We start from the raw sequence: 20,940 nt of genomic DNA, 5'->3' as shown, positions 1-20,940 counted from the left end.
TCTGGAGAAATATCTTTATGTGGAAATGGGTTGGGGCAATCGTTGGGATGCTGTTTGCGGGCTTTATAGGCCTGATTGCAGGTTTTTTTATCGGTATGTTTATTGACCGCGCAAAAGGCACCAGCACTGTCTACCGTCGCACAGGCGCATCTTTGTTTGAGCAACAACAGGTGTTTTTCCAAACCTTATTCCAATTAATGGGACGTTTGGCTAAATCTGATGGCCAAGTTTCTCAAGCTGAAATTGAGCTAGCGAAAGCCGTGATGCAGCGTTTGCGTTTGTCGCCTGAGGCTCAGCGCCAAGCACAAGACTTGTTCAATCAAGGTAAAGCGGAACACTTCGATGTGGACGCCGCACTGAATCGTTTTAACAGTGTCGTCGGTGGCGGTATGATGCGCCGCTCCTTGGTAGAGGTATTGTTGCTATCAGCCTATGCAGATGGCTATTTCTCCTTGGAAGAGAAGAATCTGTTAAGCCAGATCTGCATGAAATTGGGCATGTCAGAAGCGGAATACAACAGCATCCATGAGCAGATCAAACGCCAAACCCACTTCCATCAGGGTTATCAGCAGCAAGCTTCAGGCAAGTCGTCACCGGATTTATTGAAGGCGGCCTATGATGTGCTAGAAGTGGAGCCAAGCATGAGCGATGCGGAGATCAAGAAAGCTTACCGTCGCTTGATGAGCCAAAACCACCCAGATAAGTTGAGCTCACAAGGCTTGCCGGATGAAATGATTGAGTTGGCCAAAGAGCGTACTCAAGAGATTCAATCAGCCTATGAGTTGATCAAAAAATCCCGCAAATAAGCCTCTCTCCACTGATCACTCCGCTTAGACGGAGTGATCAATCTAATGAACCGTTATAAAACAGCTCTTTCTCGAATTCAGGCAAGTCTTTACGCTGACTTTGTTGGTTGGTGTTTTGTTTTAGAAAGCCCCACACCCGTTGTACCAAACGCTTGTTGCCCGTGGGGTCATAGCGCGCATCGGGCAGTGCATCGATCTGAGTATAAGCCGCTTGACGGTTGGTGCGTTTGTTGGCAGCCGCTTGGCGTTGGCGAGCAAAGCGCTCGTTCTGAGGTGTGCGGTTAAAGTAATAATCCAATACCGGTAAGCGTAGACGCTCAATATTTTGTGCCAGATCGAATTCGCTGACGGGCGTAAAGCTACGTGGTTCAATCAGTATCAAGGCTTGATTAGTGGTGCCCCGCTCGGCAGCAAAACGTAGGGCATAGGCAGCGCCCGTGCGATAGCCCAAATACGCCACCTGACTGTAGCCTTTATCACGAATCAATTGCGCGGCTGCATCGATTCTGGCAAACACCGTCTCTTCATTCGGTAAGGCCGGGTTTTCTTCGGGGGCTGCACCAGTGTTTTCGGCGGTGGTGACCGTCACGGGGGTGGCACGACCACCAATATCAGGTACTTCGATGGAGAGAGTACACCAGCTATGTACCGGCAAAGCTTCGCGCAGTGGCTGGATCACTTGTGGCCAATCCGGATGGCCATGGTCACCATGTAACATCACCAGGCATCCTTGCGGATCGCCGCTTTCAGACTCGCGAAATAAGCCTAAAAAGTCGGTGCCATTGGCATTCAATGTCTCGATTTCGTGAGCATAGTTTTCATTTAATCGATCAATTAGCCCCGCTATACGGGTTTGCTGTGGCGTAGGCATGACCCGCGGCACATCCGCTTGGACGATATTGCTACCACCCGCGGCCTTGTCTGCTGCCGGAGCAGGTGGGTCTTCGGCCCACACATTGTTGAGCGACAGCGCCAAAAGCCATGTTGTCAGGGTTAATTTCTTCATTGAATCCAATACTTATGCAACGTGCCTTGTTAGAATATTGCGCAAACAACATTCTGTCACTGCCGGAGACAAATATGAAAGATTTTCTTATTGCACCGTCTATTTTAGCCGCGGACTTTGCTCGTTTAGGCGAAGAAGTCGATAACGTGTTGGCGGCGGGTGCCGACATTGTGCACTTCGATGTTATGGACAACCACTATGTGCCGAACCTAACCATCGGTCCTATGGTGTGTAAAGCGTTGCGTAACCATGGCGTGACAGCCGACATTGATGTGCATCTAATGGTGAAACCGGTGGATCGTTTGATTGGCGATTTTATTGAAGCAGGCGCAAGCTACATCACATTCCATCCGCAAGGCAGTGAGCACATTGATCGTTCTTTGCAGATGATCCGTGATGGTGGTTGTAAGTCTGGTCTAGTGTTTAACCCAGCGACGCCGCTAGATGATCTGAAATACGTGATGGACAAGGTCGATATGATTCTACTGATGTCGGTGAACCCAGGCTTTGGTGGTCAGAAATTTATCCCTGCCACACTGGATAAATTACGTGAAGCACGCCGCCTAATCGATGAGAGTGGTTACGACATTCGTCTTGAAGTAGACGGTGGTGTGAGCGAGAAGAATATCGCGGAATGTGCGGCAGCTGGCGCGGATACTTTTGTGGCGGGTTCAGCGATCTTTGGCAAACCAGATTACAAAGCGATCATCGATCAGATGCGTGCCGAGTTAGCTGGTGTGAAGCGATGAAAACGCCGCGACACCTAAAGCGACTGTTTGACGGCTGGCCTGAGCTGGTCTGTTTTGATCTTGATGGCACCTTAGTCGACAGTGTGCCGTCGATTGCCGCTGCGTTAGATAAAAGTCTAGTCTCTATGGGCGCTAACCCAGCTGGGGAAGAGCGTGTGCGTGGCTGGGTCGGCTATGGTTCCGCTAAGTTGGTGCAACAGGCATTGGAGTGGGCAGGCTTACCCGATGAGCGTCTTGAAGAAGGCTATAAAACCTTCTTGCAGGAATATTTCGCTAACTTGGCGACCGGTTCAACCCTATACGCCAATGTGGAATCTATCCTTAAAGCGTTTAAATACCAAAAGGTGCCGGTGGCGCTGATCACCAATAAGCCAAGCTTGTTTATTAAGCCGCTGTTGGATCACTTTGGTATTTCCACTTACTTTAGTTGGATGCTCGGTGGCGACTCTTTAGAAGACAAGAAGCCTTCACCCGTGCCACTACTGCATTGTATGGAAGACATTGAATCCACGCCGGAAAAATGTCTGATGATCGGCGACTCTCTAGCGGATTATCGTGCCGCCAAAGCGGCGGGCTTCAAATGCGCTCTGGTGACCTATGGTTACAACCACGGTGTCGATCTTAAAGAGCTGGAAGCCGATGTGCTGATTGATGATCTGGCTGAACTCTTGATGTGATCTAGCTGCTAGGTTTATGCGTTAAATCTAATGAATGGGCTGGTGTGTGTCGTTATGGGCATGACCTGCCCATTTTTTTTGGTTAGAATCCAGCCCGTTTAAACTTTGAACGACGATGCTGTAGATGTTGCAAACCTTTCTAACCCAAGCAAATGCGCTGGCACGCATCGGCCTTTTGGCCATGTTGTTGCTGACGTTTGGCCCTTTGGTAGGACAGATTAGCGCTGCATCCCATCAAGCATCCATGGCCGATTGGGTCTGTGGTGATGACATTGCCATGGGCAATATGTCTCACGGACAGCATGGCGCCGATCATGATCATGCTTGGTATGAGCAGTGTGAATACTGTTCTCTCGTTCAGCACTTTCCTTTCTTAAGTGTTTACACGCCTAAGTTCACCGCCGCCAATGGCCTGGTGGAGTCAGGTCCCGTTATACCGGTACGCAGCGCCTTTCGTAATAAGGCCTTGTTTGCCCATGCCCCTAATCGCGCCCCGCCAATTCTGATCAGTTAACCGTTTTTGAATTTTTATTAACTGATTTAGAGATGTCATCATGACTCAATTTTTTGATGCTGGACAATCACGTCCAGAGAAAACTGCTCGCCCTCAATTTATCACTCGTCGTCCAGTGTGGGCGTTAGCGCCTCTGACCATGGCGGTCATCTTTGCCAATCAGGCCAGGGCTCAGGAAGTGGCGTTATCGAATGCCATTGTGGTCAGCGCTCCAGAAATCGAAGCGCCAGTGGTTACTCGTGTCAATTTAGTTGAAACCCCAGTCCTGCAATCGGCCACCGATGGCGCAACCGTGTTAGCGCAAATCCCAGGATTTGCTGCGATTGGTAACGGCGGCACCAATGGCGATCCGACGTTCCGCGGTATGTTTGGCTCACGCTTAGCGATTCTGACTAGTGGTGCACAAATGGCGGGTGCTTGTCCTAATCGTATGGACAACCCGAGCGCCTACATTAATTCCTATTCCTACGATGAAGTGGAGATTATCAAAGGCCCACAAACCGTGCTTTGGGGGCCGGGGGCATCCGCGGCGACGGTGCGTTTTGAGCGCGCCCGCGAAGATTTCACTGACAAGAATTACCGCCTAGATGCCAGTGCTTTGGTGGGCTCTAATGGGCGCTTTGATCGCTACCTAAATGGTGCGGTCGGTAATGAACAGGGCTATTTGCGTTTAGAAGCCAATGCTTCTGAGGCTGATGATTACAAAGATGGTAATGATAAAGTGGTGCCATCCGAGTGGGATAAGTGGAACACTAGCGCAGCCATCGGCTGGACGCCTGATCAAGATACGCTGTTGGAATTAGAAGTGGGGCGCGGTGATGGTGAGTCAAAATACGCGGGTCGCACTATGGACGGCACCAAGTTTTTACGTGAAACGGCAGCGCTGCGTTTTGAAAAACAAAACCTCGGAGAAAACTGGCGTAAGCTGGAAGCACAATTTAACTATGGTTACGCCGATCATGTGATGGATAACTTTACCCTACGTGAGCCGCCGATGATGCCCATGGTGATGGAGCTTGATCGACGCACCCGCAGTGGCCGAGTGGCATCCACTTGGGATTGGAATGACTATTCCTTCATTGCGGGTGTGGATGCTAAAGAGGAAGAACACCGTCGTGGTTTAAATATGCCGATGACCACCTTGGATTACACCAGTGAGCAGATTGGGGTGTTCTCAGAACTGACTTGGTTTATCAATGATGCACAACAGCTGGTCTCGGGGCTTCGTTTTGACCGAGTTAGCGCCACCGATGAAATGATGACCACGGCCACCGCGGGACAAGAGCGCTCCGATAATTTGGTGAGTGGCTTTGTGCGCTTAGAGAACGACCTCAGTTCTATGCCCGCGACCACTTATATTGGTCTTGGCTATGCGGAGCGTTTTCCTGATTACTGGGAGCTAAAACCTAGTAACGGCAGCTTGTCTGGAGATGTGAATGCTTTTGCCGGTGTACAACCTGAGAAAACCACCCAAATAGACATGGGCATCAACTACCAAGATCAAGCGTTAAGCTGGTGGTTATCGGGTTATGCAGGTGTAGTGAGCGATTACATTCTGTTTGACTACGCCAATGGCACTCAGGTCGGCAATGTGGATGGTTACATCGCCGGCTTTGAAACGGGTACACGTTACCAGTTGAACGATAACTGGAGTGCCAATGGTTCGTTGGCGTACGCTTGGGGCGAAAATCGTGACAGCAATGAAGCGTTACCACAAATCGCGCCGTTGGAAGCTAAGCTTGGCTTAACCTACGAGCAACAAGCGTGGATGTTAAACTCCGTGCTGCGTATGGTGGCGAAGCAGGATCGTGTCGCCATCGATCAAGGTAACGTGGTGGGCTATGACTTCGCAGAATCAGCGAGCTTTGCTACGTTTGATGTTAATGGTGAATACCGCGTTAACAAGGTAGTGACACTGCGTGCGGGCATCGATAATCTGTTTGATCGCACCTATAGCGAGTATTTAAATAAAGCCGGAAGCTCAGCGTTTGGCTACCCAGCGGATACGGCCTTTAATGAGTCTGGGCGTACTGTCTGGGCGAGTGTGAACGCGTCTTTCTAATTTGCTGGATGAGTGAAAACAAAAACGGGGCATCTAGCGATGCCCCGTTTTTTTGCGGTTTGATGGCGCTTAGTCAGAGGATTCGGCACTGCCTACTTGAGAGGTATCCGCTTGGTTCTCATTGCCGTTTTGGCGCGAGTGCTTTGCTGAAATTTTTGGCTTGGCCCCTGCGGCAGGTTTACTAGCAAGAAACTCGTCCTGCGGCGCCTGTTGCTCGTTAAACAAGTGCAGTGTGCGCGTCGGGAAGGCCACTTCTGCGCCGTGTTGTTCAATGATTTGCATCGCTTGGAACAGCACATCTTGTTTTACTTCATGGTACTTCGCCCAAACTGTAGTACGAGTGTAGGCGTAAATAAAGAAGTCTAACGACGACGGACCGAACTGGTTAAAGTTAACCATGTAGATTTCGTTATTATCGATTTCTGGGTGCTCGCCGACCATGGCTTTGATGTCGTCCAGAATCTGCGCTAGCTTGCTAAAGTCATCGTAACGCACGCCCACGGTTTCATTGATGCGGCGGTGTGACATACGCGACGGGTTTTCCACCGAAATGGTCGAAAAGGTAGCGTTTGGCACATACAAAGGGCGCTTATCAAAGGTGCGAATGCGGGTTTGACGCCAGCCGATGTGTTCTACCGTACCTTCAATGTTTTTGTCTGGAGAACGGATCCAGTCACCCACTTTAAACGGGCGATCTAGGTACACCATCAAACCACCAAAGAAGTTGGCCAATAGATCTTTCGCGGCAAAACCCACAGCGATACCACCGATACCACCAAAGGCGAGTACCCCAGAAATGCTGTAGCCAAGGTTTTGTAGAATCACCAGCGCTGCGGTGATGATCACGGCAGCGCGTAATAACTTACTGATAGCGCTGGCAGTGGTGTAGTCCACCGGTTTGCTGCTGGCGCGACCTGAAATCAAGGTGGTTTCAATGCCTTTGACACAGCGCAATAGGAACCAGGCGATGATGGCGATCACACCGATCTCACGAATTTTCACTACGATGGCAGTAAATTCTTCATCCAGCTGATTCTCAGAAATCTGTGCGGCAATACTAAGGCCGATCAGCCAGATAAATAGACGCAGTGGCGGAATGGCCGCCTCGACAATCATATTGTCCCAAGGTGTGCGTGTGCGCTGCAGTTTGTCGTCGATACGCAGAAGTAGACGACCAATCACGAAGTTTAAGGTCAGGGTGACAAACACCACGATAAATACCTTAACAATCCAGTGCATCTGGCCGTCACCAATACCCAAGTATGGCTGAATGGTTTCCCAAGTCATGCTTGCTGATCCCTTTAAAAGTTTACAAATAGCGGTTTACAAGTTGCCTTATTACAAAAGTAGTAAGGTACCCAAGCCCAAGAAGGCAATATAACCGGCGATGTCTGTCACAGTCGTCAGAATCACCGAGCCAGATAAGGCTGGGTCGATTTTCAACTTATCTAATACCACAGGGATTATGACGCCTGAAAGTGCAGCCATTAAGATATTAATAACGATAGCCATCGCAATTGTGAAACCGAGCATCGGGCTCTGGAACCAGAACAAGACTGCGGCACCGATACAGATCGACCAGACAATACCGTTTAAGCCGCCGACTTGGAGTTCTTTCTTTAATAGGGAAGAAAAGTTAGCACGGGTAATCTGCCCCAGTGCCAAACCACGCACAATCAAGGTTAACGTCTGGCTACCGGCGATACCGCCCATAGAGGCAACGATCGGCATCAGCACGGCCAAGGCCACCACTTGTTCAAGGGTGGCTTCAAATAGACCAATGAAGGCCGACGCCATAAACGCTGTGAGTAAGTTGATACCGAGCCAAAAACCACGGGACGCGGCACTGCGTTTCACTGGCGAGAACAAATCCGAGTCTTCGTCGAGACCCGTGTTCGACATCTGTACCGCTTCTTGTTCAAGACGACGTGCCTCTAAGGCATGCCCAGCGTGAAAACGGCCCACTAGTAGCTGGTTGTTGTCTAATACAGGCAGTGCCGAGACTTCGCTTTTCTCTAATAAATCTGCGGCTTTGACCACATCCGTATCGGCAGTAACAAATGGATAGTCTTCTTCCATTAAGCCAGACACGTATTCATGGGGCTGAGCATTGAGTAATTCGTGCAAGTGTACACAGCCCACCCAGCGGCCAGTACGGTTGACTAAGTAAATGGTGTCTGAGTAGGGCGCTGATGCACGGCGGAAAAGACGCATGGCTTCGGACACACGAATGGTTTGGGCGGCCACCACTAATTCGTGGTCTACCCAGCGGCCAGCTTCGTCTTCTTCGTACGTAACACCCTGTTGGTAGTATTCACGCTGCTTGGTATCCATCTTTTGCAGCGCGATTTCGATCATCGGATCCGGTAACGAATCGGCGATCTCGAGTAGATCTTCCGCGTCCACGTCAGAGAACAGCTCAGCGATTTCAATATCGTTTAGCTCTTTTAATAGCAATAAGCGTGACTCACCACGCATCTCTACCAAGATGTCGAGGCGATTAGTTTGCTTGATGCTGTCCCAAACAAAGCGACGTTGGGAGACGGGGATGGATTCTAGGGCAAGGGCGACGTCATCCGGCGGCATCGAGCTGATGGCTTTATTGATGGCGTCGTTGGAAATGTTCTCTTGAGTCAGTAACTCAATCAGTTCTGCAATCGGGTTGGACATTGGCTTGCCCCTTATACGTCTTTATTAATGCTATCAGTTTGAGCGAATTCATCTTTAGAATCAATGAAGTAAGCATCGATAAAAACGTTAGTTTACGGGGCTTTTTCAATTCCGAGTGCTATCTCGCTCACTGATGACAGTTAACTCATCAGTATTGCGTGGATTATTAATATAGCCAAGTGTGGCATTGGCGTGTTCACGCATAATGCCTTCTGCCCGTGAGCCAAAGCCGTTCACCATAGCGTAAAACACATGGTGGTGTTGCTGATGGGCAAACTCGAAACGCTTGGTTTCTTTACTCATTTGTTTTTTATCAAATGCCAACGCACTGGACGATGCAAAAGGTAAATGCTCATTGCGGCTCAACGCTGCTTGGATAGCCGGATTATGGGCGGCTTCAATGACAATATCGTGAAAACGTTTGTTCATCTGCTGGTAGCGCTCCAGGTCCGCTTCACATAATTCCGCGCCGGATAGGATCTCATCTCCTAGATCGAGCAAGGCTTGTAGCTCCGCTTTGTGGGCATTGCTTAAACCGTTTTCTGCTGCTTGGCGTGCGGCAAGGCCCTCTAACACACCACGTACCTCTACTGCGCCCATAATTTCTGCCACCGACACAGAACGCACTTCATAGCCACGCCCCGCAAGCTTGGTGAGCAGGCCTTCTTGCTCTAGGGCGCGAAAGGCAATGCGTACCGGTGTGCGCGAGACACCGAGCTTTTCTGCGGTGGGGATCTCGGCGAGGCGTGCGCCTGCGGCCAGTTCTCCTTCGAGAATCATTTGGCGCAAAGTGGTGACAACGTTGGTTTGAGTCTTTTGCATGGTAGCGGGTGACCTTATTTTTGGATCCAATCTTTGGATCCAATATTATGCGTTAAACCAAAGTATAAGGGAAAAAATCTGCTGTGATTGTCAGAATATCGATTAATTGGATCCACTAATGCGTTTTTTTTATGGGTAATCCCCCCGTTTTCCGTCTATATTGGATCCATTAAAGAACAAAAATAATACTATCAGGAGAAAATCATGAGCCAGTCAACTTTCCCAAAAAACACTTGGTATGTCGCGGCGATGTCCGATGAGATCGGCACAGAGAAGCCGCTAGGCCGTAAAATTTGTGGGGAAAGCATTGCTTTTTACCGCCCATCTGCCAATGAAATCGCTGCGGTACGAGATTTCTGTCCACACCGTGGTGCGGCCATGTCTCTAGGCTATGTGGAAGATGGTCTATTGGTCTGTGGTTACCACGGTCTAAAAATGGGCGCTGACGGTAAAACCAAAGAAATGCCACTGCAGCGAGTGCAAGGTTTCCCATGTATGAAAGCCTTTGCTGTGGAAGAGCGTTACGGCTTTATCTGGGTATGGCCGGGTGACCAAGATTTAGCGGATCCAAGTTTGATCCCTGTGCAAGAATGGGCCATCAGCGATGACTGGGCCTACGGCGGCGGTTTGTACCATATCCATGCGGACTACCGTTTGATGATCGATAACCTGATGGATTTAACCCACGAAACCTACGTCCATGCGTCCAGCATCGGCCAAAAAGAAATTGATGAATCACCGGTGGATACCAAGGTCAACGGCGATGAAGTCATCACTAGCCGTACCATGGAAAACATCACTGCACCACCATTCTGGCAAGCCGCTTTAGAAGCCAATGGTCTACCAAAAGACGCGCCAGTGGATCGTTGGCAGCGTTGTCGCTTTACACCCCCTTCGCACGTGATGATTGATGTGGGTGTAGCACTAGAAGGTCATGGTGGTTTTGATGCGCCAAAAGATAAAAAAGCCAGCAGTATCGTGGTGGACTTTATTACCCCTGAAACTGAAGACACTATGTGGTACTTCTGGGGCATGGCGCGTAACTTCAAAGCGGACGATGCGGCACTGACCGATAAAATCCGTGAAGGTCAGGGCGGTATCTTCCAAGAAGACCTAGAAGTGCTAGAGCGCCAGCAAGCTAACCTTAAAGCCTTCCCAGATTACGATTTACTAAAACTCAACATCGACGCCGGTGGTGTGCAGTCTCGTCGCGTGATTGAGCGTTTGATCAAGGCGGAAAGTGCGGCCAAAGTGGCTCTGAAAGACGTTCCTTTGCAAACGATCTCTTTCTAAGGTGGCGTTATGATGGAAGTTGTTGTTTTAAATAAGGTTGAAGAAGCCGCGGCAGTAGTGCGTGTAGTGCTAGGAAAAGCTAATGACGCGGCGCTGCCGCCATTTGAAGCGGGCGCACACATCGATATCAAGCTGCCGAGCGGTTTATTGCGCCAGTACTCTTTATGTCGTTTGCAGTCTGATCCGCGCTATTACGAAATTGCCGTGTTAAAAGACCCGCAATCTCGTGGTGGCTCAGAAGAAGTGCATAGCCTAAATATTGGCGATCTGGTGCAGATCAGTGAACCAAAGAACCACTTTCCTTTGCGCAGCAAAGAAGCTAAATCTCTACTGATCGCCGGTGGTATTGGTGTAACGCCGTTATTGCCCATGGCGCAAACCCTGCAGTGTGCTGGCACACCGTTTGAATTTCACTACTGTGGCAAATCACCGCGTACCGCGGCCTTTAGCGAAATTCTTAAGCAAGCATCCTTTGCCGACAAGATGCATTTTCATTTTAGTAGCGAGCCACAAAGCTCGGGCCGCATGGATATCAAATCGGTCTTAAGTCAGCATGTTGAAGACTCTGACCTCTACGTCTGTGGTCCTGCGGAGTTTATCTCTAGTGTGTTGGAGCATGCGGAAGCGTTAGGTTGGCCAGAAGAGCGCGTACATCGCGAGTTCTTCGCCGCCCCTGCCATGGATGTGGATCATGGTGACAACCATGCTTTCCAAATCAAGGTAGCCAGCACCGGACAGGTGTTTGATGTGGCCGCCAATCAGTCCATCACCGATGTGCTGGATGAACACGCCATCTTTGTTCCAGTGTCTTGCTGTGAAGGAGTCTGCGGTACTTGTTTAACCAATGTCATCAGTGGCGATATCGAGCACCGTGATGTCTTCCTAAGCAAACAAGAGAAAGCCGAAGGCAAGCAAATGCTGACCTGCTGCTCCCGTGCTAAAGAAGCCGGTGGATTAATTGAGCTAGATCTATAAGCTCGATTAATAGTTATTAAAAAGCGCTGGACTAAGGTCTGGCGCTTTTTGTTTCTGGACGAAGTATGCGTCACTGCCACGGTGGATACGATATCAGCGAATGCCTAGCCACATTGATACGCCGCGCACACCAGAACATGCAGGAAATCAAAGCCAACATCGAACCGTGCGAATTCTGCGGCGAGACATGGCCCAACAACTGCGAAGGGAAATTCAAAGGCCGTGGGGAATGCTTCCTGACGCATAGGAAGCGTAACCTCGCACTTTAGTTTCGAGTTTTGAAACGGGACGCTTGGGCGAAAATCTGTAAATTCACTTTTCGCAATTACTGAAACGTATTAGTATTAATGAACGGATACGAACTGCAATGAACGGTATCGGAATAAAAGTTATACCTTGTTCTTGCCAGTGAAGCTGTTGTCTACCAGGTGAGGGGGAAGAATGGCTGAATTGAAAAAAACGGAAAAAGCACGCTTGATTCGTATTGCTAGCTCTGTGAGCTTTAGTGATAAGAGTTTAAGTAGTGGAAAGACGCTATCGAAAGAGCGCAAGGAGTACATCAGAAATGTATCTTCAAGAGCGCTAAAGGCTGCTTTGTCTGGCTAAAGCCAAGTGAAAAATTGAATTAGAAACGCCCCTTAGATGGGGCGTTTTTGTTTGTTATAGGGAATGTTTGTGAAGGAAAAAGTTTGGGTATTTGAGCAGCTTGTTAAAAGTGAGAAAGATGCTCAAGGTTTGTTAGCTTACGCACTATACAAGTACAGCAAGCATAACTTAGCTGTAAATTTAAGGAATGACGGACTAAGTGAGCTGGAGATAGATCGTAGGGTGAAAATATACCATGATGATCAAATCGCTAGCGCGCAGCTAAAGACATATAACGAACGTGCCATGAACTTTTTAGATGATATGGTAAGCAGTGTAGCTGATGACCTTGCTAGAAAGCATTATGCTGAACTAGAGCAGCTAAAGAGGCGTCACGCCTCTGAGCTTCAAGAGTTAGATAAACAGCATAAAAAGAATATTCAAAAAGCCGAAAAAGATTTATTGAAAAATGTTCAGGGGTACACAGCAGATAAGCGTGGCTGGCTGAGTAAATTGGGATTCTGGCTATTATCGGGCGTGCCATCTGCTATTGCGGCTTTAATCGTGACAGTTTTGTTTTATCTACTGATGTTCCTATGGGTGTCGTCGGAAGAAGATAAAAAAGAAATTGCTTTGCAGGGCATGCAAAAAATCTCAGGTATGAATATAGAGCTAACGCCTGAGGATAAAGTAGATCGAAGTTTAGAGTAGCGCCCTAGTCGGGCGCTTTTTTGTTTGGCTTAATTTGCTAAACCAGCAAACAATGGACTTTCGGCGCTAATGGTTGTACTTGGAAGCTCGAAGTAAGTCTCACTATTTTGGCTGACATTTACGGCTTTTATATGTGCCTGGAAAGTTATTGTTTGGCTTTCGGGTTGAACATCCAGAACTTCAAGGTCGACTTGGGTTGGGTGTTTGCTAGAAGTCGTGAAGTAAGTCGAATCGCTGTTACAGCTAGCAGATAGACCTCCACCAAAAGTATGGTTTGATGAGTATACAAACCCACGCCTGATGTTAGACGTTTTAAGGGTAATTGAGCAGAATGACTGGTCGTTATCACCAAATGCCACGTCAATAGCTGGTGATCCCTCAATGGTTGTGTCTCCAACCAACAAGACTTCAATGTCATCATTGGGCTAGTGGTATCAGTAGAGCAAGTGTCCTAGTTACAATGCTTTTGAACATATCCTTATCCTCCTCGCCTCAAAGCAGTGAGGACAATAAAGAAAATTTAAAGTGTTTGAAACATTAGATGTCAGAGAGGATATAGGTGTACTGCTACTATATGTAGTGGATGTCTAAGGTATTGACACGAGATATAGATTTCATTAGTTTGGTGATCGTTTTCTGCTCAATCAGAGCGCCTTAATAATGTGTAATTATGAAGATGGGTAAGGGAATCTATATGTTTATTACTTTCAGGGAGCTGATGAAGACATTTCATGAAATGCCACAAGTAAAGGGCAGGGCTTTGATACTAGCTGTGGCGATGCTTTTTTGTTTAGCGTTTGTTGTCGTAGAAGGCGTTCTGTACACGGCTCTATGCACGGTACTTCCTGCAGCTGTAGGTATTTCAGTTGCGAAAATATTCGTTGGAACTGCGGCTGTATTTTTGTGGATGTATTTAGAAGCGACTGGTTCAGTCCCTCATTCTATTGACCCATTTACGTTAGCTAATCAATGGCTTGAGATTTTGCATATTAATGACGCAGAAAATCTATTTATGACTGCTATGAGCTACATAGTGATTTAGTGGAAAACAAGGGTTAATACTGAAAATGGTATTGAAGCGCCCGATGTGGGTGCTTCTTTATGGCTATGAATACCAGTTTCAATATTTACTAGTCTTCATCTTCATCTTCATCTTCATCTTCATCTTCATTGTCATAGCCGTAATCAGAGTTACTCCCTGTTCCCTCACATTCGTTGCAGCCGTCACCACCACAGTCAGCGCAAAGTCCTTGGGATTCATAGATCCATCTTTCATCATCAGAGTAAGCCATTTGAACACTCCTAAGTAAGTTAAAAAGAGAACAATGATTAGATATTAAGCTTCGACTCTAGTCATTAGAAATAGGTAAACAAAATGACTACAAACTGGGTTTAATGCTGAGTATTGATCATAGGTTATACACAAATCACGCCTGCTTACAATCCACCAACAAACGAGGCTCTTTAAACTCAATGCGTCCGCACTGCGGTAGCACATCGTTTAATTCTTCCCAGATCGCTTGCATCGGCAAAACTTCGGAATCGTAGTAAACCTCACGGACGTTCTGCAGATTGCAATGGCCTGCGGCGTTCACTGGCATGATAGATGCCAGCGCAGCTGGTACACATGCAGGTTTAAATACATACTACGGAAAGAGTTATCAGCAGAAAAATGAAACGCGGTAATTTATTTCTTAGTACGCAAATGCTGACTTGCTGCTCCCGTGCTAAAGAAGCTGGTGGCTTAATCGAACTGGATCTCTAAGCACGCTTTTTAGGGTGGTTGAAAAGCGCTAGACCTAGGTCTGGCGCTTTTTGTTTCTACAGTATCCAGCTTGTTACGATAAGTGTCATGAAATGGCGCTCATTCTGACAATCATGTAGTATTGACCGAGCTCAAATTCCCTCCTTCTAATATGCTGCCAAAAGCATGGCGGATACCATTGGGCTGAATGTCTAAAAAGCTTTACATATCAGTGGTTTAAACTCTATGGTTCTGATGATCGACAACTACGATTCGTTCACCTATAACTTGGTGCAATACATTCGTGAGTTGGGCTATGAAGTCGATGTGCGTCGTAACGACACGTTAACGATTGCCGATATTGAGGCGTTAGCGCCGAGTCATATCGTTATTTCTCCGGGGCCTTGTACGCCGAATGAAGCCGGCGTGTCCTTAGAAACGATTCAATATTTTGCGGGCAAAATCCCTGTGTTGGGCATTTGTCTTGGTCATCAGAGTATCGCTCAGGTATTCGGTGGTGATGTGATTCGTGCGAAAACAGTCATGCACGGTAAAACCTCTAAGGTGTACCATAAGGGAATCGGTGTGTTCCGTGATTTACCTAATCCCTACAACGCGACTCGCTATCATTCTTTGGTGGTGAAGCAGGACACCTTGCCTGATTGTTTAGAAGTCACGGCGTGGACACAGAACGAGCAAGGTGAGCTGGATGAGATCATGGGCTTACGACACACAACAATGAACATTGAAGGGGTGCAGTTTCACCCTGAGTCGATTTTGACAGAGCATGGTCACGCTCTGTTAGACAACTTTTTCAAACATTAGGAGTTGGCTGGTGGATATTAAACAAGCGATTGCCAAGGTTGTGAACAAAGAAAACCTGACTGGCGATGAAATGCGTGATGTGATGATGAGTATCATGACATGCCAAACAACCGATGCTCAGATTGGCGGATTTTTAATTGGCTTGCGCATGAAGGGCGAGACCGTCGAAGAAATTATTGCAGCCGCTCAAGTCATGCGTGAACTGTCCACTAAAGTTGATCTTGGCGGTGATGAGATTGTCGATACTTGCGGTACTGGTGGCGATGGCGGCAATTTGTTTAACGTTTCCACGGCGGCATCCTTTGTTGCGGCAGGTGCGGGCGCGCATGTAGCGAAACATGGCGGTCGTTCGGTGTCTTCTAAATCGGGCAGTGCCGATGTGCTGGAAAAAGCGGGTGTCTACCTGGGCTTAAACAGCGAGCAAGTGAAACGCAGCGTACAAGAGTTAGGTTTGGGCTTTATGTTTGCGCCAAATTACCACTCAGCGATGCAGTATGCGATCGCGCCACGTAAAGAAATGGCGACGCGTACTATTTTTAACCTATTAGGCCCTTTGACCAACCCTGCGGGCGCAAAACGTCAAGTGATGGGGGTGTTTGCCAAAGAGTGGGTACGTCCTATTGCCGAGGCGCTAAAAGCGTTAGGTAGCAGTCATGTGCTAGTGGTGCATTCTGCCGATGGTTTGGATGAGATCAGTATTTCAGATAAGACCTATGTTGCTGAGTTGAAGAACGGCGAAATCACTGAATACGAGATCGCACCAGAGGACTTTGGTCTGGAGCGCCAGCCGTTGTCTTTGGTTCAAGCAGACGATGCGGACGCCAGCTTTGAAATGCTGAAGCATGCGCTAGAGGGCAAGGGTAAAGAAAACGCACCACGTGATATTGTGTCCTTGAATGCGGGTGCAGCGATTTATGTGTCTGGTGTAGCGGATTCCTTGGCAGAGGGTGTGGCGATTGCAGAAGATGTGATTTGCGGTGGCTTAGCTAAAATTAAGTTGCAAGAGTTGGCGAGTTTCTCTCGTTGCTTTATGCCTGATCCTAGTGAAACAGAGAATTAAGACAGAGAGTTATTATGCAAGTCGAAACTCCAACGATTCTAAAGAAAATCGTAGCGCGTAAGTACGAAGAAATTGCTGAACGCCAAGCGCGTACGCCATTCGCAAACCTTGAAATTGCGGCGGCAGCAGCCAATGCTCATAACCCTACCCGTGGTTTTGCCGCGGCGCTGCGCCGTAAGATCGGTCAGGGCAAAGCAGGTGTTATTGCGGAAGTGAAAAAGGCGTCGCCAAGCAAAGGTATCTTGCGTGATCCATTTTCACCAAAAGACATTGCTATCTCTTATGAAAAGGGTGGTGCGGCGTGCCTGTCGGTATTGACCGACCAAGATTTCTTCCAAGGTCACGAAGACTATCTAGTGGAAGCTCGTGCGGCTTGTTCATTGCCGGTGATTCGTAAGGACTTTATTGTCGATCCTTATCAGGTAATGGAAGCGCGTTCGATCGGTGCGGACTGTATCCTACTAATTGCGGCGTGTCTGTCGGGCAAAGATTTACGTGAGCTAGACCAAATGGCCCGTGATCTGTCGATGGATGTATTGGTAGAAGTGCATAACCGTGCTGAGCTTGAGTTGGCGCTGGAGTACACTGAAACTGAGCTTCTAGGCATCAATAATCGCGATCTGCACACCTTTGAATTAAGCTTACAGCATACTTTTGAGCTAATGAACGATGTGCCAAAAGATCGTTTGATCGTGACGGAAAGTGGTATCCATACCCGTGATGACGTGGCGGCGATGCGCGAAAACAATATTCATGCTTTCCTAGTGGGCGAAGCCTTTATGAAAGCAGACAATCCGGGCGACAAGCTGGCGGAATTGTTTAAATAAGATTTGAGAGATTAACAGCATGAAAACAAGTGTTGCTTGGCAAGAAGACGTTCATTTTACGGCAGAAACGGGTACCGGTTTTAAAGTTGAGATCGATGGCAACCAAACCGCAGGTCCACGCCCAATGGAGTTGATCCTAGCAGGGCTAGGTGGTTGTACTTCTTACGATGTGGTCAATATCCTGAAAAAAGCGCGCCAAGATATCGTGTCTTGTGTGGCGCATATCGATGCCGACCGTGCCGATTCGGTACCGTCTGTGTTTACCGAAATTCGTGTACATTTCGTGGTAACGGGTCGCAACATCAAAGAAAGTCATGTGGCGCGTGCGGTGAAGTTGTCGGCGGAAGAATACTGCTCAGCATCCTTGATGCTGGAGCGTGGCGGCGTGAACATCGTACACAGCTACGAAGTCATTGAAGTTGAGTAAGGCGTTACTTAGCTGATGTGAAGATCTTAAAAAGGCCTCAATTTGAGGCCTTTTTTGTGTCTTTTTGCTGTTTTTATCGCTTTTATTGCTGGTTAGAGCGCTTTCGGAAATTGCTCGGTGCCACGCCAAAGTAGTCTTTAAAGCAGTTGCTAAAGTGGCTTGAGCTAACAAAACCGCTGGCAATGGCCACTTCGATAATTGGCTTGTTAGTTTGCTGTAACAAGCGACGTGCGTAGGTGATTCTTAGCTCTAGGTAATAGCGTGAAGGACTGGTTTCCAAATGGTTTTGGAATAGGCGCTCAAGCTGACGGCGCGAGACACTGGCGTAATGCAATAACTCTTCAAGCGTTAATGGCTCTTCGATATTGCTGCGCATTAGCTCCAGCACTTTTTTCAAGGCTTCTGGGTACTTAGCATCGTCGGCAGGTTGGGCGATCGGTGTGACCGTGCTTTCAGACAGTTGATCGCAGGTTAGGATCTCTTTCACGGCGCGAGCAATACGATTGCCCTGTAGGTGTTCCACTAGCGTTAACATCATGCTCAAGGCGCTGACAGGGCCGGAGCAACTTAAAATGTGGCCATCTAATACCGAGGTCTCTTTGGCGATCACAGTATCTTGAAAGTGCTCGCGCACATAGGGATGGTTATCTGGGTGAACGGCAATACGAGTCTTGTTGGTTAGTCCCGCATGGGCCAGAGAAATAGCGCCATTCCACAAACCGCCTAAGTAGGCGTTCTGCTTATGATAGGTCTTCAAATAGTCCGTTAACTTGCATTGTTCGGACAATTGGCAACGATAACCACCACAAACTATCAAAACATCGAACGGATGACTGGCGCCCTGTAATTGTTCTTCTATACTTGTGCCCGTTGCGATTTCGATGCCTAAATCACTGACAACGGAAGACCCTGAGAGACTGAGGGTTGCATAATCAAACAGCTTTTCTGTTTGTACCAAGTTTGCAGTGACGAGAGCATCGACGGCCCCAGTAAAGGCCACCATGGAGAAATGGTTGAGCAACACGAAGCCTATCATGATCGGCTTGTTCTCACGCTCAGGCGAGGTGACATGGGCGTGATTATGATCTGCGTTCGATGGGCTGAAGTGTTTTTTGTGGTAGGTTTGGGTCATTTGTAACTGTGATTCCTGAAAGGGGATTTCGTCAGTAATTGTGCAAGTTTAAAATAAACATGAATCCAAGGTAAGGCTCTCGTGCGTATTAAAGGTGAAAATGTTGCTACAACGTAGGAATTTAGCACATTTGGGTGGCTGGAATTGTTGCATTTTTACTGTCGTAAATAACCATCTATATGACGCATACGAGAATGTGACAGAAGGGTGGTTTTCATAGTATTTCTCTCGTAAATTGTTTCTTCGTTAAAGTAGCAGTTATTGAGAGACAGTCGCAATGACGTGAGCCTTCTTTGTCGGCATTTGGGTCGCCAGACAAAGCAGGTTTCAGACGGATCTAACTCTGTTATTTCAATTGTTGAAATAACCAGAAGAGAAAATCAACGCAGTGAAAGAGCAAGTAAAAGCGCCTCTCGCGCCGACTACCCAGTCTATCGCTAGTATTACCACTTTGTAATGCAGTCTTAAAACAGACTGCCATGATAAGGAGCTGACACAATGCAGCAGTATTCCGGATTTGGCTTGTTAAAGCACAGTCTAAGCCATCATGAAAATTGGCAACGGGTTTGGCGCAACCCGACACCGAAGAAAAAATACGATGTAATCATCGTTGGTGGTGGTGGTCACGGTTTGGCCACAGCCTACTATCTAGCTAAGCAATTCGGCGTGACTAACGTTGCCGTAATTGAAAAAGGCTACCTAGGTGGTGGTAACACAGCTCGTAACACGACTATCGTTCGTTCTAACTACCTATGGGACGAAGCGGCTCACCTATACGAGCACGCAATGAAATTGTGGGAAGGCCTATCTCAAGACCTTAACTACAACGTAATGTTCTCTCAGCGTGGCTGTCTAAACTTGGGCCACACGCTACAAGACATGCGTGACATCGAGCGTCGTGTAAACGCTAACCGTCTAAACGGTATCGATGGTGAAGTTCTAGATGCTAAGCAAGTTCAAGAAATCGTTCCTGCGTTGGATTGTTCTGACAATGCTCGTTACCCAGTAATGGGTGCATCTTGGCAGCCACGTGCTGGTATCGCACGTCACGACGCAGTAGCTTGGGGCTTCGCGCGTGGTGCAGATATGCACGGTGTTGACCTAATTCAACAAACAGAAGTAGTTGACTTCATCATTGAAGACGGCACTGTTGTTGGTGTTAAAACTGACCGTTACGGTGACATCAAAGCTGACCGCGTAGGTTGTGTTGTTGCTGGTCACTCTGGTGTGATGGCGGCGAAAGCTGGTTTCGAACTACCACTTGAGTCTCACCCACTACAAGCATTGGTATCTGAGCCAATCAAACCAATCCTAGACACAGTTGTAATGTCTAACCACGTACACGGTTACGCATCTCAGTCTGACAAAGGTGACTTGGTAATCGGTGCGGGTATCGATAGTTACCTTGGTTACGGCCAGCGTGGTTCTTACTCTACGATCGAACACACAATCCAAGCGATTGTTGAAATGTTCCCGATCTTCAGCCGCGTACGTATGAACCGTCAATGGGGTGGTATCGTAGATACATGTCCTGATGCATGTCCGATCATTTCGGAAACGCCTGTTAAGAACCTATTCTTCAACTGTGGTTGGGGTACTGGTGGCTTTAAAGCAACACCTGGTTCTGGCAACGTATTCGCAGCATCTCTTGCGAAAGGCGAAATGCATGAGTTGGCTAAGCCATTCTCTATGTTCCGATTCCACAACGGCGCGCTAATCGACGAGCACGGCGCAGCTGGCGTAGCACACTAACGGGGAGTTATTTCATGTTTCTTATTTATTGCCCGCACTGTGGTGAGTACCGTGAAGAAGAAGAGTTTCAAAACCGCGGTCAAGCGCACATTGCGCGTCCACTAGACCCTGATTCTTGCACTGACGAAGAATGGGGTACCTACATGTTCTTCCGTAAGAACCCTAAAGGTCTTCATCATGAGCTTTGGGTTCATGCGGCTGGCTGCCGTAAGTTCTTCAACGTTACACGTAACACTGCAACGTATGAAATCAAAGAAGTTTACAAAATCGGCGAGCAGCCAAAAGTGGTTGCGTAAAGGGAGC

Annotated in this window: 23 protein-coding genes; 16 read left to right on the top strand and 7 right to left on the bottom strand. The window is 48.0% G+C overall.

What is annotated here, in order from left to right; genetic code table 11:
* Positions 1–17: 17 nt before the first annotated feature.
* Positions 18–806 (top strand): co-chaperone DjlA, encoded by a 789-nt coding sequence (gene djlA, locus ACOSVP_RS16960; protein ID WP_487348664.1) that lies wholly within the window; start codon positions 18–20, stop codon positions 804–806.
* Between the two features lie 37 nt (positions 807–843).
* Here djlA and ACOSVP_RS16955 read toward each other — a convergent pair whose 3' ends face one another.
* Positions 844–1,812, bottom strand: coding sequence for a DUF3530 family protein (locus ACOSVP_RS16955; protein WP_487348663.1), 969 nt, complete (start codon positions 1,810–1,812; stop codon positions 844–846).
* A gap of 74 nt (positions 1,813–1,886) precedes the next feature.
* Between ACOSVP_RS16955 and rpe the strand changes: the two genes are divergently transcribed.
* The 4 genes from rpe to ACOSVP_RS16935 all read left to right on the top strand — a co-directional run bounded on the left by rpe (position 1,887) and on the right by ACOSVP_RS16935 (position 5,814).
* Positions 1,887–2,561: a ribulose-phosphate 3-epimerase gene (gene rpe, locus ACOSVP_RS16950; protein WP_487348662.1), complete on the top strand. Its 675-nt coding sequence runs from the start codon at positions 1,887–1,889 to the stop codon at positions 2,559–2,561.
* A complete protein-coding gene (locus ACOSVP_RS16945; protein ID WP_487348661.1) occupies positions 2,558–3,238 on the top strand; it encodes a phosphoglycolate phosphatase in 681 nt (226 codons plus the stop codon). Before rpe ends, ACOSVP_RS16945 begins: the two co-directional genes overlap by 4 nt.
* A gap of 124 nt (positions 3,239–3,362) precedes the next feature.
* The gene (locus ACOSVP_RS16940; RefSeq protein WP_487348660.1) at positions 3,363–3,752 is read left to right on the top strand and encodes a DUF2946 domain-containing protein; all 390 of its coding nucleotides are present in this window, start codon (positions 3,363–3,365) and stop codon (positions 3,750–3,752) included.
* A 40-nt stretch (positions 3,753–3,792) separates the two neighbouring features.
* Complete coding sequence (locus ACOSVP_RS16935; RefSeq protein ID WP_487348659.1) at positions 3,793–5,814, top strand: TonB-dependent copper receptor; 2,022 nt, start codon at positions 3,793–3,795, stop codon at positions 5,812–5,814.
* Between the two features lie 69 nt (positions 5,815–5,883).
* Here ACOSVP_RS16935 and ACOSVP_RS16930 read toward each other — a convergent pair whose 3' ends face one another.
* From ACOSVP_RS16930 to ACOSVP_RS16920, 3 genes are all read right to left on the bottom strand, one after another.
* Positions 5,884–7,101: a mechanosensitive ion channel family protein gene (locus ACOSVP_RS16930; protein WP_487348658.1), complete on the bottom strand. Its 1,218-nt coding sequence runs from the start codon at positions 7,099–7,101 to the stop codon at positions 5,884–5,886.
* 51 nt (positions 7,102–7,152) lie between these two features.
* Positions 7,153–8,484 carry a magnesium transporter gene (locus ACOSVP_RS16925; protein ID WP_487348657.1) on the bottom strand — a complete coding sequence of 444 codons (1,332 nt, stop codon included), beginning with the start codon at positions 8,482–8,484 and terminating at the stop codon, positions 7,153–7,155.
* A gap of 105 nt (positions 8,485–8,589) precedes the next feature.
* Positions 8,590–9,306, bottom strand: a complete 717-nt coding sequence (locus ACOSVP_RS16920; RefSeq protein WP_487348656.1) for a GntR family transcriptional regulator — start codon at positions 9,304–9,306, stop codon at positions 8,590–8,592.
* Between the two features lie 204 nt (positions 9,307–9,510).
* Here ACOSVP_RS16920 and ACOSVP_RS16915 point away from each other — a divergent pair, with 204 nt between their 5' ends.
* The 5 genes from ACOSVP_RS16915 (at position 9,511) to ACOSVP_RS16895 (ending at position 13,912) form a co-directional block, all read left to right on the top strand.
* Positions 9,511–10,599 (top strand): Rieske 2Fe-2S domain-containing protein, encoded by a 1,089-nt coding sequence (locus ACOSVP_RS16915; RefSeq protein WP_487348655.1) that lies wholly within the window; start codon positions 9,511–9,513, stop codon positions 10,597–10,599.
* A gap of 9 nt (positions 10,600–10,608) precedes the next feature.
* Entirely contained in the window at positions 10,609–11,574 is a 966-nt protein-coding gene (locus tag ACOSVP_RS16910) for a PDR/VanB family oxidoreductase (RefSeq protein ID WP_487348654.1), read from the top strand.
* A gap of 441 nt (positions 11,575–12,015) precedes the next feature.
* On the top strand, positions 12,016–12,180 hold the full coding sequence (locus ACOSVP_RS16905) for a hypothetical protein (RefSeq protein ID WP_487348653.1): 165 nt from the start codon (positions 12,016–12,018) through the stop codon (positions 12,178–12,180).
* A gap of 69 nt (positions 12,181–12,249) precedes the next feature.
* Entirely contained in the window at positions 12,250–12,870 is a 621-nt protein-coding gene (locus ACOSVP_RS16900) for a hypothetical protein (protein WP_487348652.1), read from the top strand.
* Positions 12,871–13,564: 694 nt separating this feature from the next.
* Positions 13,565–13,912 carry a hypothetical protein gene (locus ACOSVP_RS16895; protein ID WP_487348651.1) on the top strand — a complete coding sequence of 116 codons (348 nt, stop codon included), beginning with the start codon at positions 13,565–13,567 and terminating at the stop codon, positions 13,910–13,912.
* A gap of 88 nt (positions 13,913–14,000) precedes the next feature.
* Here the strand turns inward: ACOSVP_RS16895 and ACOSVP_RS16890 are convergent, their stop codons facing one another.
* Both ACOSVP_RS16890 and ACOSVP_RS16885 read right to left on the bottom strand, forming a co-directional pair.
* Positions 14,001–14,162, bottom strand: a complete 162-nt coding sequence (locus ACOSVP_RS16890; RefSeq protein ID WP_487348650.1) for a hypothetical protein — start codon at positions 14,160–14,162, stop codon at positions 14,001–14,003.
* Between the two features lie 135 nt (positions 14,163–14,297).
* A complete protein-coding gene (locus ACOSVP_RS16885) occupies positions 14,298–14,471 on the bottom strand; it encodes a hypothetical protein (RefSeq protein ID WP_487348649.1) in 174 nt (57 codons plus the stop codon).
* A 389-nt stretch (positions 14,472–14,860) separates the two neighbouring features.
* On the opposite strand from ACOSVP_RS16885, the gene ACOSVP_RS16880 reads away from it, so the two are divergent.
* The 4 genes from ACOSVP_RS16880 to ACOSVP_RS16865 are packed head-to-tail and all read left to right on the top strand — an operon-like array spanning position 14,861 to position 17,753.
* Positions 14,861–15,439, top strand: coding sequence for an anthranilate synthase component II (locus ACOSVP_RS16880; protein WP_487348648.1), 579 nt, complete (start codon positions 14,861–14,863; stop codon positions 15,437–15,439).
* A 10-nt stretch (positions 15,440–15,449) separates the two neighbouring features.
* Positions 15,450–16,499, top strand: a complete 1,050-nt coding sequence (gene trpD / locus ACOSVP_RS16875; protein WP_487348647.1) for an anthranilate phosphoribosyltransferase — start codon at positions 15,450–15,452, stop codon at positions 16,497–16,499.
* A gap of 14 nt (positions 16,500–16,513) precedes the next feature.
* A complete protein-coding gene (gene trpC / locus ACOSVP_RS16870; protein WP_487348646.1) occupies positions 16,514–17,326 on the top strand; it encodes an indole-3-glycerol phosphate synthase TrpC in 813 nt (270 codons plus the stop codon).
* 19 nt (positions 17,327–17,345) lie between these two features.
* Positions 17,346–17,753, top strand: coding sequence for an OsmC family protein (locus tag ACOSVP_RS16865; RefSeq protein WP_487348645.1), 408 nt, complete (start codon positions 17,346–17,348; stop codon positions 17,751–17,753).
* 82 nt (positions 17,754–17,835) lie between these two features.
* Here ACOSVP_RS16865 and ACOSVP_RS16860 read toward each other — a convergent pair whose 3' ends face one another.
* The gene (locus ACOSVP_RS16860; protein WP_487348644.1) at positions 17,836–18,885 is read right to left on the bottom strand and encodes a GlxA family transcriptional regulator; all 1,050 of its coding nucleotides are present in this window, start codon (positions 18,883–18,885) and stop codon (positions 17,836–17,838) included.
* Positions 18,886–19,383: 498 nt separating this feature from the next.
* Here ACOSVP_RS16860 and ACOSVP_RS16855 point away from each other — a divergent pair, with 498 nt between their 5' ends.
* Positions 19,384–20,637, top strand: a complete 1,254-nt coding sequence (locus ACOSVP_RS16855) for a sarcosine oxidase subunit beta family protein (RefSeq protein WP_487348643.1) — start codon at positions 19,384–19,386, stop codon at positions 20,635–20,637.
* A gap of 14 nt (positions 20,638–20,651) precedes the next feature.
* A complete protein-coding gene (locus ACOSVP_RS16850; RefSeq protein WP_487348642.1) occupies positions 20,652–20,933 on the top strand; it encodes a sarcosine oxidase subunit delta in 282 nt (93 codons plus the stop codon).
* The last annotated feature ends 7 nt before the right edge of the window (positions 20,934–20,940 follow it).

This window comes from Marinomonas sp. HM11-D (assembly GCF_057626615.1).
The sequence above is the reverse complement of the archived record's forward strand: the minus strand, read 5'-3'. Positions and strand labels throughout refer to the sequence as shown.